This is a genomic window from Pseudoalteromonas sp. P1-30, from assembly GCF_001400005.1.
GTDB lineage: Bacteria > Pseudomonadota > Gammaproteobacteria > Enterobacterales > Alteromonadaceae > Pseudoalteromonas > Pseudoalteromonas atlantica.
In genome coordinates, this window is the sequence record NZ_LKBC01000010.1 from 49,903 (window position 1) to 67,911 (window position 18,009).

Below are 18,009 nucleotides of genomic sequence, written 5' to 3' on the forward strand. Positions count from 1 at the left end.
AGATAGCCATAATTAAGGAAAAGGTTGCACTTTTGCTCAATTTAAAGTATTTATATTATAAATAGTATTTGAAGCTATACACACCACACAACGACAAAATGACTACACACAATCAGGAGTTTTTAAAAAATGATAATTAACAATAAGTTATCGTTCAACAAGAAAACCGCACTCAGTATTGCTATTACAGGCATATTGGCAAGCGGCCACGTTGCAGCTCAAGGCGCTGAAGGCGACACACCGACAGTAGTAGATAAAGATGTTGAGGTTATCGCAGTAACGGGTATTCGCAGCAGCTTACGTTCATCAATGTTAGATAAAAAAGCATCTAATGTTGTAACCGATGGGATTAAAGCAGAAGATCTTGGTAAATTTCCTGATTTAAACGTAGCAGAGTCTCTGCAACGTATTACAGGTGTAGCCATTGACCGTAGTGGCGGTGAAGGGCAAGCAGTAACAATTCGTGGTTTTGGCCCACAATTTAACACGGTACTTGTAAATGGTCGTCAAATTGCGACTGACAGTGCAGGGCGTGAATTTAATTTTGATGTATTAGCGGCAGACCAAATCACCGGTGCTGATATTTATAAAAGTAACAGTGCAACGCTTCAAGAAGGCGGCATTGGTGGTACGGTTAACGTAACCACAGCTCGTCCATTCGATTTTGGTGGCTTACATGTGATTGGTTCAGTAAAAGGCATGTACGAAAGCCTTTCTGAAGAAGTATCGCCATCGGCTTCATTTTTAGTAAGTAATACGTTTAACGACGACAAGCTCGGTGTGCTTTTTGCCATCACTAACCAACAACGTAAGCTGCAAAACAACCAAATTTTAACGGCTGGTTGGCGCGGTGGACAAACTATTTCAAATCCACAAGACGGCGTATTGTACGACAATGCATACATCCCACGTAACTGGGACCAAGTTGTAGATGAGCAAGACCGTGAACGTACTAATGCAAGCTTAGTATTACAATATGCACCGTCTGACGATATTACTATTACCGTAGATGGTTTAATTTCTAAATTTGAAGTGGACTCATCAGTACGCGATTTAGCTTCTTGGTTTGAACCAGACCGCGTAGGTAGCGCAACAATCGATCCAGAAACGGGCACCTTGCTTACCTTTACGCAAGAAGTAGGTTTAGGTAACGCCAGTGGCAACCCTGCAACCGACTTTGTATCACACACACGTAACTCACGTGATGTAACTAACAAAGCATTTGGTATTAACGTTGACTGGCAAGTAAACGAGTCATTAAAAGCAAAATTTGACGTATCTCGCTCAACAGCTGAAAACGACCGTGCTGGTAATGACCGCTTTAACGTAGTGGGTATTATTAACAGCTACAGCTTTGACGGCACCGGTAGCGTTCCTACCGTACAGCATGATGGTTTTGAAAATGGCTCGCTGCCAGATGCAAGCCTTGCGCGTCTTCACTACAACGAAATTGGTAACCAGTTTACTGATGAAGATGAAATTACCGAAATCAAAGCCGATTTTGAATACGTACCAGATAAAGGCCCAGTTGATCGCATTAACTTTGGTGCTTATCGTCAAGAACGTGAAAAATCAAGCTTCCAAATTTTTGGTAGCCAATGTCAATTTTGTGGTTACGGCACTGAAGCGCCACTTGATGAAATTGATTTTGAAGCTTACTCAGCAAGTAACTACTTCCCAGGTTTAATCGATACATTTTATAGCTACGACGGCGACAAAATGCTTGATTACCTTGCTGACCAAGGTTTCCCTGTAGAGCCAACACTACAAAATAACCGTTACACAATTAACGAAGATATCACTAGCCTTTACATGGACTTTACCATTGGTTTTGACCTAGCTGATATGCCAGTTACGGTTAACATGGGTGCACGTTACTCAGAAACTGATATTGAAGTAGCGGCTGTACAAAGCTTTATCAGCGATGTTATTCCTACCTCTGATGCCACTTTATTCCAAAACGTATTTGGCCCGGCAACAGACATTCAAGAAGGGACGAGCTACTCAAACTTACTTCCTTCTTTTAACGTTAAGCTTGAACTGCAAGACAACATGATTTTACGCTTTGCAGCGTACGACAGTATTACTCGTCCTACTATGTCACAGTTATCACCTGCGACCACGTTTAACGAGCCTCGTCGTCAAAACTTAACAGCAAGTGGTGGTAACCCTGCACTTAAGCCGTTCCAATCTGAAAACTGGGATATCTCTTACGAGTGGTACTACAACGACGCTAACTTATTTAGCTTTGCCGTATTTAGTAAAGAAGTGGATGACTTTATTGTTACTCTAACCGGCGACGAAACATACGACATGACTGACCGTACAGGCCCTGATTTTGCGTGTACAACCTGTACTGACCAAACCGATGCCGAACTTAACGGTAGCTCAGAAGTTTACACTGTAAGTCGCCCGCAAAATGGCGAGTCTGCAACGGTAACTGGTTACGAAATCGGTGTAACTCATATGTTTGAAAACGGCTTTGGTTTTATTGCTAATGCCACGGTAGTAGATAGCGATATTAGTGTTGATGGCGATACAAGCCAAACATTTGCGCTTGAAGGGTTAGGTGATTCACAAAACTTAGTGCTGTTTTACGAGCAAGATAACTGGCAGGCACGTGTTGCATTTAACAACCGTGAGGGCTTTTTACGCTTAGTTGATAACGGCTTTAACGGCGAACCAGTGAACGTAGAAACGTACGGTCAATGGGATATTAGTGCAAGCTACGATATCAACGAAAACTTCACTATTTTTGCCGAAGGCATCAACATTACTGAAGAAGAGCTAGTGCAAACGGGCCGTTTTGCTAATCAAATCTACTCTGTAGAAGATAATGGCTCACGTTACGCGTTTGGTATTCGTGGTACGTTTTAATTGATAGCAGAGGCAGCGATTGCCTCTTAGTTTTCATTGCAGTGCATTATAAGTACTGTTACTAATAAAGTTAGTAGCTAATTTGCACAAAATGAGACTAATTTAAACAAATGCCCGAAAGGGCATTTGTTGTCTAACCGGTTATCAATAAAGTACTCAAAGAGTAGTCCGTTATGAATAAAGCAATAAAAACAATCGCCGTAATTGGTGGCGGCACAGCAGGATGGCTGAGCGCTGCAATTATCGCTTCGTATCACCAAGGTAATAAGGGTGATGGCTTAAAAGTGATGTTGGTAGAATCATCTGATATTCCAACAATTGGTGTAGGTGAAGGTACCTGGCCCACTATGAAAAACACGCTTCAGCAAATTGGTTTGCGAGAAGTGGATGTATTTAAAGCCTGTAATGCCACCTTTAAACAAGGCGGTAAATTTGTAAACTGGACGCATGGCAATAACGATTTTTACTACCATCCCTTTACGGTACCGCTAGGCTACGGCCGTATAGATTTAGCCCCCTATTTAGATAATGTTGAAAACTTTGCTCAGCAAACTAATTTTCAGCACGATATTTGCGAAGCAAACCTAGCACCGAGAGGCATTGCGCAAGGCGAGTATCAAGCAAATTGTAATTACGCATACCATTTAGATGCCGGTGCCTTTGCTGAGCTATTAAAGCAACATTGTAAGAGCAAGCTCGGCATTGAGCACATTATTGGCACCGTTGATCAGGTAAAGCTTGATGAAAGCGGGGCTATAGACACCCTTACCTTAACCGATCAAACCCGCACCATAAACGCCGATTTATACATAGACTGCACGGGTTTTTCATCGCTGTTACTAGGCCAAGCCCTTAACGTGCCATTTAAAAAAATGGATCACGTATTATTTAACGACAGCGCCCTAGCTATGCAAGTCCCCTACGACGAAGGTGATGAGTCACTGGCCAGTCATACCATTGCCACCGCACAAAATGCTGGGTGGATTTGGGATATAGGCCTAACGCATCGCCGTGGTGTAGGGCATGTATATTCAAGCAAGTTTTTATCAGATGAAGAAGCCGAGCAAAACTTACGTAACTATTTAGGTGATGCCGCTAAAGGCTTAACTGCCCGAAAAATAAGTTTTGAGTCAGGCTATCGCGAAAAATTTTGGCACAAAAACTGTGTTGCAGTGGGGATGTCGGCAGGTTTTGTAGAGCCCCTTGAAGCAACTGCCATTATGCTGGTTGAAATTTCGTCTCGCTTTGTTGCAGAGCACATGCCAGCCGATACCCAAGTAATGCCCATTGTTGCAAAGCGCTTTAATGAGCAAATGGATTATCGCTGGCAGCGTATTATCGACTTTTTAAAACTACATTACATGCTAACTAAGCGCCCAGAGCCTTATTGGCAAGCGCACGTACAACCGCAAAGCATTCCGCAAAGTTTACAAGAAGATTTACTGCTTTGGGGGACGCGTGGCCCTCTTATTCAAGATTTTCATGGCGCATTAGAGCTATTTCCTGCCGCCAGTTACCAGTATGTTTTATACGGTATGGGCTTTAAGCCCGACTTTACTAAGCAAGCGTATTTGTACTCAAACGATGCGCAAGCAAATCAAATAATTGAACGTAACAGCCAGCTTACACAGCAGATGTTGCAAACGTTGCCGCCTCACCGTGCTTATATTGAGCAGTGGCTTGCGGCTAACCCAGTTTAAGGATGTGTAACTATGGCAATTAGTGAACTATCAAATACTCAACACCAAGCAATAAAAATTAACCCTAATGCGGGTGTTGAATACGCAAAAACACAGCATTTAGTTAATCTGCGTGCAAACGAAGTAGCAAAAGCGGCCTGCGATTTACCTATTTTTTTAGCGCGTAACGCACACAACGGCAGCCACACTATTTCGGGTTTAACCAGCTTTAGTGCTCAGCAAAGTTTATTTGTGAGTAACAATCAATGGCAAGCGCTGTACATGCCTGTGTGCATGCAAACCCGGCCGCTTTATTTACTCACTCGTGAGGCAAATAGCAGTGATTACTTTATTGCTATTGATGAGCAAAGCTCAGCCGTTAATACCCAGCAAGGCGAGCCGTTATTTGATGCCAAAGGCAACCCAAGCCTGTATTTAAATGCGCAGCAAAAGCTACTAGAAAGCGATTTAAAAAATGATTACCAAACGTACCAATTTACCCAAGAAATTGCCCGCTTAGGGCTTATTAAAAATATAGATATTGTTTTGCAGTTTGAACAAGGCGAGGCGCAAACTATTCAAGGTTTGAGCACTGTTGATGAAGATAAACTGCAAACTTTAGACAGCGATACCATTGCCAATTTACACAAACAAGGTTACCTGAGCGTACTTAACAGCATGCTTATTTCGTTGTTTCAGTTAAATGCGTTAGTAAAGCGTCACAACCAGCATCCTGAACTTATGCCATTAAAGCAAATTAAGTTAGAACTAAGTCGAGATGCACACGCACTGTAAGGTGCAATTTATTAATTAGCCTTTACAGGTTAATACGTTCACATAGACAGACATTGCGTTTAACGCGCTGGAGACACACACATGTCAGACAACATTTTGCAGTTGGTGGTTTTTTTCTTTGTAACCGCTTTAATTGGTGGACTTACATATTGGAAGTGCCGAGGCCAAAACCGTAATAGTGGTGATAATCAAACAAAAGAGTATTTTTTAGCGGGCGGTGGCCTTACTTGGATGTTTGTAGCAGGCTCAATTACGCTCACAAATTTAAGTACCGACCAGCTGGTGGGCATGAATGGCAATCAAATGGCCTTGCTCGTGTGGTGGGAATTGGCGGCTATTTTAGGGCTTATTATTTTAGCCAAAGTATTTATTCCTGTTTATTACAAGTACAACTGTACAACCACCACAGAGCTGTTAGAAAAACGCTACAACAACAAGCACATTCGCGCTGTTATTGGTGGCTTATTCTTTTTAGGTAATGCGCTAATTTACATGCCTGCGGTTATTTATTCTGGTGCGCTATTTATGCAGACCATGTTTAAGGTTGATATTCCGCTAATGTACATAGCGACCGCATTCGCTTTAGTAGGCGCTATTTATGCATTTTTTGGTGGCTTACGAGCGGTTGCGGTATCCGATACCTACAATGGTTTATTAGTGTTAGGTATGGCAATACTGGTCGTATTTTTAGCGCTTAACGCGATTGATTACGACTTTAGCGGCATTCCACAAGAGCGCTTAACATTAATTGGTGATGCTGACTCGCCAATCCCTTGGCCTACGCTTTTAACCGGTATGATCTTTATTCAAATGTATTACTGGGGTACTAACCAAACCATTACCCAGAGAGCAATGGCTGCGCCAAACGTTAAAGAAGCGCAAAAAGGGATATTTGCAGCAGCGGGTATTCGCTTTTTAATTGTACCGGCGATTGTTGTACTACCGGGTATTATTTCGTACAAACTGTATGGCGACATTGGCGATGCAGCTTATGGCCGAATTGTAGGTGATGTAATGCCTGCATGGTTAACGGGCGTGTTTGCCGCAGCAATGGCGGCGGCAGTGCTTTCTACTTATAACAGCTTATTAAACTCGGCTACGGCACTTTACGTGTGTGATATTCACGAGGCTTACTTTAATAAAGAGCCAAGTGTAGTAAAGCTAAGTGGCTACGTTACGTTGTTACTTACTAGTTTAACGCTTGTGCTTGTGCCAATTTATCAGCAAGCCGACAGCATTATTAACTTACTACAACAGTTAAACGGCTTATTAAGTATGCCTATATTCTCAATTTTTGTAGTGGGCTTATTGTTTAAAAATGTGGATGCGCGTGCAGGTATTGCCGCGGTAATTTTAGGCGTGGTTATGTATGGCATGCTGACGTTTGAAAATTCGCCACTACATACTGAACTACACTATATTCACTTAATGCCAATTACACTGATTGTATGTGTAGCCTTTGCGTTAATCGTTAATAAAGTGGTATTTGGTTTAAATGCACAGTGGGCAGGTAAAACACCTGCTATTGAAGATACGCCACCAGTGCACGCACCAAAATAACCAGCAATAAAAAGTTAAGTCACTTTTTATTAGCCAGTTAACACATTACTAAATCGGCCTAAGGTAACTTAGGCCGATTTTTATTTATTCAATTAATCGACACTGTAGATAACACCTATGGGCAATAATACTTAATCATTTTGCGGGGCTAAACGTGTGACTACCTGCTGGGGTTTTACAGACTACCCCAGGCTAAAAGCGCACTAAATATAATATTGCTCAAGGTGGTATTAAATTTTTTAACCGCTGTTTAAGTTAATTACTGGTATAGCCAGTAATAATATTGGCTAAATTACACCGTAAACACTATCTAAAAGTAATTTGTATGATATATACTATTATTCTAAAATCACTGACTGCAATTTGATGCAGTAAGCGGCGAGTAAGCACGCATATAATGTACTCGCGTATTAAACTCATCTTCATTAAAGAGGACAGGAGAATCATGGCTGATATTAAACCATTCTTTCGATTAGACAGCGCAAACAGCACCGTTATTTTCGACTGCCAGAGCAAAACCCCAGCGTTACTTTATTTTGGTAAGCGCCTATCTGAGCAAACAACTGAAACAATGCTAACTCAGCTTGCGACTCGTCAGGAAGTAAAATGTGCCGTGGTTGAAGAAGCACCTATTTCTCTTTCTCCGCTATTAGGTGAAGGCTTTACAGGCGCGCCAGGGCTAGAGCTGTCAAACGACACCATAGCTTGGTCAGTTGGGCCTGCTCTTCAAGATGTTCGTCAGCCAACCCCTTCTAGTTTAGAGTTTGTAAGTGTTGATGAGCTGCGTGGTATTGAAGTAGTGCACAGCATCACACTTGATAGCAACACCGATGTGCTAAGTGCGCATACCGTATTAACTAATTTAAGTGATGCACCACTAAGCGTTAACTTTTGCGCCGCACCTACGTTCCAACTACCCGATAGCATGAACAAGCTAGTGAGCTTTGAAGGACGTTGGTCTAACGAATTTCAACGCCAATCGGTTGATTTAGTATTAGGCAGCTTTGTTCGCGAAAACCGCAAAGGTAAAACATCGCACGACGTATTCCCTGGTTTATTAGTTCATAGCGAAGGCGCAGGCGAGCAACAAGGTGAGTGTTATGGCTTTCATTTAGGCTGGAGCGGTAACAACAAGCTACGCGCTGAGCTACTACCAGAAGGGCGCCGCTATGTGCAAATGGGTGAGTTATTATTACCGGGCGAGCTAACCCTTGCTAAAGGCCAAACGTATCAAAGCCCAAGTATTTATGGCTCGTTTTCGAGCGATGGCTTTAGTGCACTGTCGCGTAATTTTCATCGTTTTGTTAAAGCTAACTTACTTAGCCAGGCGCAGCGCGAAAAAACACGCCCAGTACATTACAACACGTGGGAAGGTATTTACTTCGATCACGATGTAGACACGCTAAAGCAGCTAGCCGATAAAGTAGCGCCATTAGGTATTGAGCGTTTTGTACTGGACGACGGTTGGTTTAAAGGTCGCCGTGGTGATTATGCTGGCCTAGGTGATTGGACCGTAGATTACGAAATTTACCCAGACGGCCTATCGCCAGTGATTGACCATGTAAACAGCTTAGGCATGGAGTTTGGTATTTGGTTTGAACCTGAAATGGTAAACCCAGATAGTGACTTATACCGCGCTCATCCTGATTGGGTATTAGGCTCAGAAAATAACGAGCAACTTAGCTTTAGAAACCAGCTAGTGCTTGATTTAACGCGCACTGAGGTTGTTGAATACCTATACAAAGCGATTGATGACATTTTAGTTGAATACCCAACAATTAAGTACATTAAATGGGATATGAACCGCGATATAAACCACGCGGGTAACTTCTCAGGCAAGCCTGCGGTGCATCAGCAAACACTGGCACTGTATCGCTTAATCGACCGTATTAAAGCGGCGCATCCTGGCCTTGAAATAGAAAGCTGTTCGTCAGGTGGTGCCCGTGTAGATTATGGTGTGCTTGCACACACAGACCGTGTATGGACGTCAGATTCTAACGATGCACTTGACCGTCTTGAAATTCAACGTGGTTGTTCGTTCTTCTTCCCATCGTCGGTTATGGGTGCACACGTAGGCCCTCGTGATTGTCATATCACAGGTCGTAATGTCAGTATTGAAATGCGTGCTGCGGTATCTATGTTTGGTCACATGGGTATTGAAATGGACCCACGCGAGCTGACCGATCACGAATACAATGCGCTTAAAGCGGCTATTGCGCTGCACAAAGAGCACCGTGAATTTATTCATGCTGCCGATTTGTATCGCCTCGATAGCGACGATTTATCAATTAACTTTGGTTTAATCGACGAGCAAAAATCAAAAGCGTTATTTGCGTATAACAGTGTACGCGAAACACCGCGCACTGCGCCTAATAAGCTTCGTTTTGTTGGTTTAGATGCAGATACGCAGTACACACTTAATTTAGTGTGGCCTGTTAAATTTGAAGAATACCGACCTTCGTCTATTGCCGCTGTTAACGGGCAAACTTTTACGGGTGAGGCGTTGATGGAATTTGGCCTACAAATGCCAATTTCATTCCCGCAAACATCGCTTATTTTTGAGCTTAACAAAGCTTAAAATATAGCAAGCAGTAAAAAGGGAGCTAATTAGCTCCCTTTTTTAATAATGTTTTTTAAGCTATTAGTCGAGTTTAGACTCAATCAGCTCAAGCGCTTCTTCTAAAATGGTTTCTACTGCTTTTTTAGCGCGCTCTGGATTGCGCGATTTAATCGTATCTAAAATATCAGCATGCTTTGCAACGTCGGCCCCTGGCACACCTTTAATGTGGTTGGTGTAACGAATACTTACGCGCAGCGCGGTGCTAATAAATTCAGTGAGCTGTACAAAAAAGCGGTTATTACTAGCTACTAAAATACTGGTATGAAAGGCAATATCGGCCTCAAGCGGATCGTCTAAGCCTTGGTCTGCATCGGCCATGCGGGCAAGTGCGTTGTCTATTTCAGCAAGTTGTTCGGCGCTGGCATTTTCAGCTGCTAGGGCAGCGGCTTGTGGCTCAAGTGCGACACGTACTTGCGTAAACTCTTTTAATAAAGAAAGCGACGGTTTACTGCTTAAAATCCAGCGCAGTACATCTGTGTCAAACATATTCCAGCTGCTTTCTGGCAGTACGCGGATCCCTTGCTTAGGGCGAGAAGATATTAAGCCCTTAGCAGAGAGCATTTTTACAGCTTCGCGTGTTGCACTGCGGCTCACATCGTATTTTACGCATAGGTCAGCTTCTGAGGGCAGGCCTTCGTTAACAGGGTAAACGCCACGCACAATTGCAAAGCCTAAATCATGGGTTAATTGTTGTGTTAAATTTTGACGAGGTTGGCTTTTCATTGAGCGTTATCCGAATGAGTTATTGCTTTATTATATATCATATATCATATTAATGTACGAAAGGATATGTTATAAACTTTGTTAAAGGCAAGTATTTTAACACAGCTGTAACAGTAATCCTCTTTAGCAAATAATTATAAATATTAAGAGGGGCAGTCTGTATTATGGAGAAACGCATTTGAATAATCACGCTCACTACCCCAGTATTTCTGGCAAAGTTGTTTTTATTACCGGGGGCGCTTCAGGCATTGGCCGTGCAATGGTAAAGGCGTTCGCCGCTCAAGCTGCCAAAATTGCCTTTATAGATATTAATAACGAGGCTGCCCAATCTCTTATAGCCTCACTGCCTAATGCTAAATTATGGTTTAGGCAGGTTGATGTAACCGACTCAAATGCTTTACAGCAATCTTTGGTAGATGCATGTGCTGAACTAGGCGCTATTAATGTACTGGTAAACAATGTAGCCAATGACCGCCGCCAAGCCAGTGAAGACGTTACAGTACAAGATTGGGATCAATGCCTACAAATTAACTTAAATCCGGCGTTTTTTGCCTCGCAAGTCGCTATGTCTTTTATGAAGGGCGAAGGCGCGGGGAGCATTATTAATTTTAGCTCTATCAATGCCATCATGGGGCAGCCACAAATGGCGGGTTATGTAACGGCAAAGGCCGGTTTAATCGGCATGACTAAAGCACTGGCACGCGATTATGGTGAATTTGGTATTCGGGTGAATGCTATTTTACCGGGTTGGGTTGCCACCGACCGCCAATTAGCCAGTTGGTTTACCGAGCAAGAGCAAGTGAAGTGGATGGAAGCCATGGCACTTAAAAAGTTAGTAACCCCTGAAGATGTAGCTAATTTGGCACTTTTTTTAGCTGCCGACGAAAGCAGTATGATCACCGGTCAAGGTATTAAAATTGACGGTGGGAGGCTCTAAGTTGCAGCACTTAAACCTTTTTATAGCCGTAGATTGGGGCACGAGTCATTTACGCGCCTATTTATGCAGCGTAAATACCACAGGGCAGTTAACTTTAATTGCTCAGCGCGATGGCCCAGGTGTGATTAGAGATAAACAAAACTTTGAACATACTTTAATTGGTGTCGTTGCACCATGGACCAGCGAATACGGCGTTTTACCTATTTATATGGCAGGGCAAATCACCTCAAGTATTGGCTGGAAAGAAACCCCTTATTTAGCGTGCCCCATAAACCCCGAAAGCCTACTTAGTGGCGCAATTAATTTTGATTGTGCAGGTAACAAAGTCAGTGCTTTACCTGGTACAAAATGCACATTACAAAACAATTTATTTGATGTAATGCGCGGCGAAGAGCTGCAAATATTAGGTTTTTTAAAACAAAACCCGGCCTATCAGCACGGCAACGTACTCATTTGTTTACCCGGTACCCATACTAAATGGGTGCTGTTAAAAGATGGCCAAATCATCTGTTTTAAAACCGCAATGACCGGCGAATTATACGACTTGCTATGTCATCAAAGTGTACTTATTCCTAACGACTGTGAAGCGGGGGAGTTTGATTGGCATGCATTTGAGCAAGGCTGTGAACTCACGTTAGGCAGTGACAGCGGTAATTTGGCGCACGGTATTTTTAGTGTCCGTACGCGCCAGCTTTCAAAAGAGTTAACACCAGTGCAAGCCAAGGCATACTTGTCGGGCGTGCTTATTGGTAGTGATGTACGCGCTGCACGCCATGCCAGTGAATGGCAATTGGTGAATAATTCTAAAGTAGTGGTTATTGGCACAGAGCAACTAAATACCTGCTTTACCCATGCGTTAAATTGCATTGGTGTGCAATGTTTAGAGTTTGACGTAAAAGAGGCTACGTTAAGTGGTTTTAACTACTTATTTAATAGTAATAAAGCCAAGCAAATATAAAAAGCCCCCAATATTGATTGTGCAATTATTGGGGGCTAGTTCTTAAATTAAGTAAGGGTTAAAGCTGCTGTTAAGCTGTTTTAGCCGCTTGGCTTTGCGTAATATAATGATTAAGCGTTGCCACTTGTGCTTCATTAAAGCGCAGCCCTAGTTTACTTCTGCGCCATAAAATATTGTAAGCGTTACCCGCCCATTCTTCATTTAGTAAGTAATCGACTTCTGCTGCAAATAAGCCATGACCAAAGTCTTGGCCTAAATCACTGAGCTGGGTTGCACTGCCTAAAATTAGTTTTGCACGAGTCCCGTAGGTACGTACAAAGCGTTTAAGAGTGATTTCTGGTAACCAACTATAAGTCGCTTTAAGCTCATTGGTCAGCGCTTCTACCGAGCTAAAATCGCCACCAGGTAAGGCGCTGTGTTTGGTCCACGCTTCACTCATTTGCGGGTAAAATTCTTCAAGCTTATTCACTGCAGCTTCGGCAAGTTTACGGTAAGTGGTAATTTTGCCACCAAACACACTTAACAGTGGTGTGTGTTTGCCTTCACTTGAAAGTTCTAACTTGTAGTCACGCGTTACTTTTTGTGCATTCACTGATTCGTCATCAAGCAGTGGGCGCACACCCGAAAAGGTATGTACTATGTCTTCGCGTTTAATGTGGTTTTTAAAGTAGCTGTTAGTAATATCGATTAAGTAATCGATTTCTTCATCACTAATTTTTACATCTTGCGCTGCGCCTTTGTGTTCAACATCGGTGGTGCCTACTAGCGAGTAGTCATCTTCAAACGGTATAACAAACACAATGCGCTGATCTTTATTTTGTAAAATGTAGGCTTGTTTTTCATCGTGAATACGTGGCACCACAATATGGCTGCCTTTAACAAGGCGAATATTTTGTGGCGATTTTTCTATCAGTGCTTCGTCAAATAATTTTGCAACCCAGGGGCCTGCTGCATTAACAATACCTTTGGCTTTAATAGTCTGTTGCGCCTTAGTTTGTTGTTGCTCAAGCGTTACTTGCCATTGGTTATCGATGCGTTTTGCACTTACACACTTGGTTTGCGTAGCAATGGTTGCGCCTTTGTTTTGGGCTGCTAAGGCGTTTAAAATTACCAAACGTGAATCATCAACCCAGCCATCTGAGTATTCAAACCCTTTGGTAATTGAAGGTTCTAATACGCTGTTTTCACCAAACTTAATGCCACGCGAGCCAGCAAGTGTTTCGCGCTTAGCTAGGTTGTCGTACATAAATAAGCCAATACGAATCATCCATGCAGGGCGTAGGTGGGATTGGTGCGGTAGCCTAAAGGTAAGCGGCCACATAATATGCGGGGCATTTTTAAGCAGCACTTCGCGCTCAGCCAAGGCTTCTTTTACTAATCTAAATTCGTAATGTTCAAGGTAGCGTAAACCGCCGTGGATCAGCTTAGAACTATTTGAAGACGTTGCACTGGCAAGGTCTGATTGTTCACACAATAGAACTTTTAATCCTCTGCCTGCTGCATCAGCTGCTATTCCAGTGCCATTTACACCGCCACCGACGACGAGTAGGTCGTATTCGTTATCTGCTAATTCCACCGAGCTAACCTTTTTATTTGTAATATAAATAAGACATATAACATCATAAAGCTGCGGCTCTTATTTGACAATAGATAACCGCGCTTTTTGCTTGTTAATTTTTAATCCTGATCTTTTTAAAACATACAGCGTACAACGCGCCATTTAAGCGCTGTTGTCGGTGTTTTGTAAGCCGCTAATTTTAATTAGCGGCTGGGCGTATTACGTTTGTTTGCTATCATCACTAGAGAGACAAACTTGCGCTACACAGTGCTGCCACTTTGCGTATAAATCGTTACGTTCGTCAGCGCTCATTGTTGGCTCAAAGCGACGGTCGCAGGTCCACATTTTTGCTAATTGCTCAGTTGACTCATACACACCGGTTTGTAAGCCTGCTAAGTATGCTACGCCTAAAGAGGTGGTTTCGGTCACTGTTGGGCGCTCTACCGTTGCGCCTAAAATGTTTGATAAAAAGGTCAGTACCCAGTTATTTTTAACCATACCGCCATCTACCCGTAACACGCTTGGGCGTAAGCCATCACGCTCCATTGCTTTTTGTAAGTCTTTGGTTTGATACCCAACCGATTGCAGTGCAGCAGCAACTATGGTGCTAATGCCAGAGTCGCGGGTTAAACCTAAAATAGCGCCACGTGCATTTGGGTCCCAGTAGGGCGCGCCTAAACCTGTAAAGGAAGGCACTAAAAATACCCCATGATCAAGCGGTACATCTTTTACTAACGATTCGCTCTCTCCGGCATGGCTTAATAGTTTTAAGCCTTCAACAATCCACTGCATCGTGGCGCCTGCCATAAAAATGCTGCCTTCAATGGCATATGTTGGTTTGCCATTTAGCCTGTAAGCCACCGTGGTTAGTAAGCGGTTTTCAGAGGTAAGTGCTTTTTCGCCGGTATTCAGCATTAAAAAACAGCCCGTACCGTAAGTACTTTTTGCCATACCTTGCTCAAAACATGCATGTCCTACAAGGGCTGCTTGCTGATCGCCGGCAATACCACATACGCGTATTGGTGCGCCAAAAATCTCATCGCTGGTTGAGCCAAATTCGTCGGCTGAGTCCATCACTTGGGGCAGCATAGATTCAGGAATTTCGAATAAATCGAGTAGTTCTTGATCCCATTGCTGAGTATGAATATTAAATAACATAGTGCGTGATGCATTGGTGGCGTCGGTGCGGTGCTCTTTACCACCGGTTAACTGCCATAGTAAGTAGGTATCAACGGTACCAAACGCCAGTTCACCTGCAAGGGCTTGTTCGCGTGCGCCTTCAACGTTGTCTAAAATCCAGCGTACTTTAGTGGCCGAAAAATACGGGTCTAGCAGTAAGCCGGTTTTATCGCTTATGGTTTGGCAAAGCTCGTCAGTGCTTAGGCTTTCGCAGTAATCGCTGGTACGGCGGTCTTGCCACACAATGGCGTTATAAATAGGTTTGCCGGTTTTTTTGTTCCACACTAAAGTGGTTTCACGTTGGTTGGTGATACCAATGGCAATAATTTCTTCAGGCTTAACGTTTTTATCTGCTAATACTTCGCGGCTGGTACTTAGCACGGTTTGCCAAATATCGTTAGGGTCGTGTTCTACCCAACCATTTTGTGGAAAATGCTGCGAAAATTCTTGTTGTGCTGAGCCAAAAACGTCTGCATCTTTTGTAAACAAGATGGCCCGAGAGCTTGTGGTTCCTTGATCAATTGAGAGTATGTATTTTGACATGATATTTGTGTTATTTATCTTATCTTATATATGACTAGATTGCCTTTAACTTACATTAATGGCAATGATTTTTTCTTAAAATAGCCGTTTAAAAAATAAGCACGCTGTTTTTGTTTGCTAACTCTTTTAAATAACAGGTGTTTTATAGCAGCATTATTTTAAGTGCGTATGCGGCTAAATATAAAAATAGCCGCCAAAGTTTGTGTTACTTGGTGCGCGGTTTAGCTTGTTGCCAATCCATACCAGTAGAAAAACGATTATCAAACCCATGCCATGCTGGCAGTGGCTTACCATTAACCACAGCTTGGTCGCCATTTTGTGGTAAGTCTAGGTATTCACATTGGCTGGTAATGCCTTTTACGTGGCAGTCCATCATAGCAAGTACAAAGTGTTTGTTGGTCTCGTTTAAGGTGCGCATTGACCACGATGGCTCGTAGTAATGGCCTATATCTAATTCGCTGCTACTTTGTGCAATAGCAGGTGCAGGGTGCGGCGCAATATTATGGCGCGCACTTTTGTAAGTAAGCAGGTACTTGTCGGTGCTGCCCGTTTGGTTATATAGGTTTTTAATGCCTTCATAACCGGATATATCATCTAAGCTACCCGCTACATAAAGCGAAGGCACTTTAATGTTTTGCATAGCACTGGCATTAAATAAGTTATGTTGCCCGCCCCAAGGCGCAAAGGCCACCATGGCTTTTATGCGTGTATCTACTTGTGGATTTTTATATTGCCCACCTGCACAGCTATTGAGTAATTGCTGCACTTGTTTAATTTGCGCCGAATCTTTTATACCGGTAAACATTGCAGTCGTTTGCTCGTTAAAGTCATAACAGCCACCAATTGTATTAACCGCGCCAAAACCACCCATAGAGTAACCAATTACGCCTGCGCTTTTGTTATCTACTTGCTTGCTGGCAAAGTTGTTTTGCTCGTTAAAGTAGTTAAGTACAAATTGTTGATCGCGTGAGCGGTTTATAAGGGTACTAAAAAAGCCCGAAAACGGCGCATTTTTAAAATCAACATCTGCATTGGTTGAGTCGGTATGATCTATGGCTGCCACAATGTACCCGTGCGATGCTAAATGTTCGCCCAAGTAATACATAATTGTACGATAGCCGGTATAACCATGTGAGAGCACAATAACAGGGTAGTGCTCTTTGTTATTAATGGCTACATCGCGCATGGCATCGGCTTGTAAGGTAAACGCTTTACCTGTACGGGTTATGTTGCTGTAGCTGGTTAAGGGTGCGTTTGCACTGTTTGCTGCTGGGTACCACACTTCTACTTTTAAAGGGCGATCTTTTTCCCCTTGGGTTGCAGGGTCAAACTGCGCGGGATTTATTAAATCAAGCGTTTGTACGCCAACGTTGTAACTACCTTTAGCAGCAAGCTCAGGAAGTACTTCGCTGGTTAAAGGTGGGTAGAGTTGCTCTGGCGTTTTTTGATCTGCAAAAACAGTACTTGCTGTTAAGCAGCCCGTTGCTAGCAGCAAGGCTTTTGAAAACGCCTTTAACGTGTGTGTGGTTGTCATTGTGTATCCTTGTTGTGTGTATTTTTTATTATTAATCTAGCTCATGGGCTTCAACGCTATCGCTGTATTTAAGCTGCCACTGCGCCCGAAGCGTATCCATTATGTGCATTACCCGCTGGCTTGTGCTGAGCGGTAATACATTGCTTTGTGTTTGTTGTTGTAAAATACATTTGCTAACGTGGGCAATTTCAAATTTAAAGTTTTCATCGTCATTAAAACTAAAGTCAAACTGCTGTACTTGTTGTGCGTTTAAATGAAGCTCTAGCGATTGTGCACCAACAAATTCAGCAATGCGAATATACCCGTGCTCCCCTAAAATACAGGCTTCGGTAGGGCCATTTTGTTGTAACGCGCTACTAAGCTGCGCAAATTGCCCTTGGCCGTAATTTATAAGGGTTACACTGCGCTCATCTACGCCGGTCGTGCTTTTGTGTACTAATGATTTAATTTGTTCAGGGGCTTTATTAAATACCACATCGGCAATTGATATAGGGTAAATACCTAAATCAAGTAATGCGCCACCTGCGGTCGCTGGGTTCATTAAACGGTGTGAGTCAGCAAAGTTGCCCGCTAGGCTAAAGTTGGCATTAACACTGTGTACTTTGCCTATTACGCCCTCGCTTAATAACTGCTGCAGTTTTACTATGGCAGGTAAAAAGCGCATCCATACACCTTCCATTAAAAAGCAGTTTTGTTGCTCGGCTAACTGGCTAAGGGTTGTGAGTTGCTGTGCATTAACAGTTATGGGCTTTTCGCTGAGTACATGCTTATCGTGCACTAAGCATTGCGCAATAGTTTTAAAGTGTTGCTCGTGGGTATTAGCAATATATATGGCGTCAATGTGTGGGCATTGCATAAGGGCCTGGTAGCTCTCATAGCCTTTAACTGAATAGTGTGTGGCAAATTCTTTTGCGCGTTGCTCGCTGGTCGATGCAGCGCCAATAAGCTGTGCATTAGCGCAATGCGCAATGCTTTTAGCAAAGGTGTGAGCAATATTGCCACACCCAATAATACCCCAATTAACCTTTGCCATGCTTATTCCTTAA

The 18,009-nt window shown here is 43.0% G+C and carries 12 protein-coding genes; 7 read left to right on the forward strand and 5 right to left on the reverse strand.

Features of this window, described 5'->3' with window-relative positions:
* The first annotated feature begins 129 nt into the window (after positions 1–129).
* The 5 genes from AN395_RS14225 (at position 130) to AN395_RS14245 (ending at position 9,489) form a co-directional block, all read left to right on the forward strand.
* On the forward strand, positions 130–2,877 hold the full coding sequence (locus AN395_RS14225; RefSeq protein ID WP_024032017.1) for a TonB-dependent receptor: 2,748 nt from the start codon (positions 130–132) through the stop codon (positions 2,875–2,877).
* Positions 2,878–3,050: 173 nt separating this feature from the next.
* Complete coding sequence (locus AN395_RS14230; protein WP_054983383.1) at positions 3,051–4,577, forward strand: tryptophan halogenase family protein; 1,527 nt, start codon at positions 3,051–3,053, stop codon at positions 4,575–4,577.
* Between the two features lie 12 nt (positions 4,578–4,589).
* Positions 4,590–5,351 (forward strand): SapC family protein, encoded by a 762-nt coding sequence (locus AN395_RS14235; protein ID WP_054983384.1) that lies wholly within the window; start codon positions 4,590–4,592, stop codon positions 5,349–5,351.
* 81 nt (positions 5,352–5,432) lie between these two features.
* Positions 5,433–6,911 (forward strand): SLC5 family protein, encoded by a 1,479-nt coding sequence (locus AN395_RS14240; RefSeq protein ID WP_024032020.1) that lies wholly within the window; start codon positions 5,433–5,435, stop codon positions 6,909–6,911.
* A 445-nt stretch (positions 6,912–7,356) separates the two neighbouring features.
* Positions 7,357–9,489 carry an alpha-galactosidase gene (locus AN395_RS14245; protein ID WP_054983385.1) on the forward strand — a complete coding sequence of 711 codons (2,133 nt, stop codon included), beginning with the start codon at positions 7,357–7,359 and terminating at the stop codon, positions 9,487–9,489.
* A gap of 63 nt (positions 9,490–9,552) precedes the next feature.
* Here AN395_RS14245 and AN395_RS14250 read toward each other — a convergent pair whose 3' ends face one another.
* Positions 9,553–10,254, reverse strand: a complete 702-nt coding sequence (locus AN395_RS14250; protein ID WP_004588172.1) for a FadR/GntR family transcriptional regulator — start codon at positions 10,252–10,254, stop codon at positions 9,553–9,555.
* Positions 10,255–10,432: 178 nt separating this feature from the next.
* On the opposite strand from AN395_RS14250, the gene AN395_RS14255 reads away from it, so the two are divergent.
* Together AN395_RS14255 and AN395_RS14260 are read left to right on the forward strand one after the other, a co-directional pair.
* Entirely contained in the window at positions 10,433–11,191 is a 759-nt protein-coding gene (locus AN395_RS14255; protein ID WP_054983386.1) for an SDR family NAD(P)-dependent oxidoreductase, read from the forward strand.
* Position 11,192: 1 nt separating this feature from the next.
* The gene (locus AN395_RS14260; protein ID WP_031289478.1) at positions 11,193–12,149 is read left to right on the forward strand and encodes a 2-dehydro-3-deoxygalactonokinase; all 957 of its coding nucleotides are present in this window, start codon (positions 11,193–11,195) and stop codon (positions 12,147–12,149) included.
* Positions 12,150–12,219: 70 nt separating this feature from the next.
* Here the strand turns inward: AN395_RS14260 and glpD are convergent, their stop codons facing one another.
* The 4 genes from glpD to AN395_RS14280 form a co-directional block, all read right to left on the reverse strand.
* Positions 12,220–13,725, reverse strand: a complete 1,506-nt coding sequence (glpD, locus tag AN395_RS14265) for a glycerol-3-phosphate dehydrogenase (RefSeq protein ID WP_004588174.1) — start codon at positions 13,723–13,725, stop codon at positions 12,220–12,222.
* Between the two features lie 201 nt (positions 13,726–13,926).
* Positions 13,927–15,429 (reverse strand): glycerol kinase GlpK, encoded by a 1,503-nt coding sequence (gene glpK, locus AN395_RS14270; RefSeq protein ID WP_054983387.1) that lies wholly within the window; start codon positions 15,427–15,429, stop codon positions 13,927–13,929.
* A 205-nt stretch (positions 15,430–15,634) separates the two neighbouring features.
* On the reverse strand, positions 15,635–16,963 hold the full coding sequence (locus AN395_RS14275; RefSeq protein ID WP_054983388.1) for a dienelactone hydrolase family protein: 1,329 nt from the start codon (positions 16,961–16,963) through the stop codon (positions 15,635–15,637).
* Between the two features lie 31 nt (positions 16,964–16,994).
* A complete protein-coding gene (locus AN395_RS14280) occupies positions 16,995–17,996 on the reverse strand; it encodes a Gfo/Idh/MocA family protein (RefSeq protein ID WP_054983389.1) in 1,002 nt (333 codons plus the stop codon).
* Positions 17,997–18,009 lie beyond the last annotated feature (13 nt).

Coding starts and splice junctions, on each gene's coding strand:
- AN395_RS14225 (WP_024032017.1), top strand. CDS start 130: ATGATAATTAACAATAAGTTATCGTTCAACAAGAAAACCGCACTCAGT.
- AN395_RS14230 (WP_054983383.1), top strand. CDS start 3,051: ATGAATAAAGCAATAAAAACAATCGCCGTAATTGGTGGCGGCACAGCA.
- AN395_RS14235 (WP_054983384.1), top strand. CDS start 4,590: ATGGCAATTAGTGAACTATCAAATACTCAACACCAAGCAATAAAAATT.
- AN395_RS14240 (WP_024032020.1), top strand. CDS start 5,433: ATGTCAGACAACATTTTGCAGTTGGTGGTTTTTTTCTTTGTAACCGCT.
- AN395_RS14245 (WP_054983385.1), top strand. CDS start 7,357: ATGGCTGATATTAAACCATTCTTTCGATTAGACAGCGCAAACAGCACC.
- AN395_RS14250 (WP_004588172.1), bottom strand. CDS start 10,254: ATGAAAAGCCAACCTCGTCAAAATTTAACACAACAATTAACCCATGAT.
- glpK (WP_054983387.1), bottom strand. CDS start 15,429: ATGTCAAAATACATACTCTCAATTGATCAAGGAACCACAAGCTCTCGG.
- AN395_RS14275 (WP_054983388.1), bottom strand. CDS start 16,963: ATGACAACCACACACACGTTAAAGGCGTTTTCAAAAGCCTTGCTGCTA.
- AN395_RS14280 (WP_054983389.1), bottom strand. CDS start 17,996: ATGGCAAAGGTTAATTGGGGTATTATTGGGTGTGGCAATATTGCTCAC.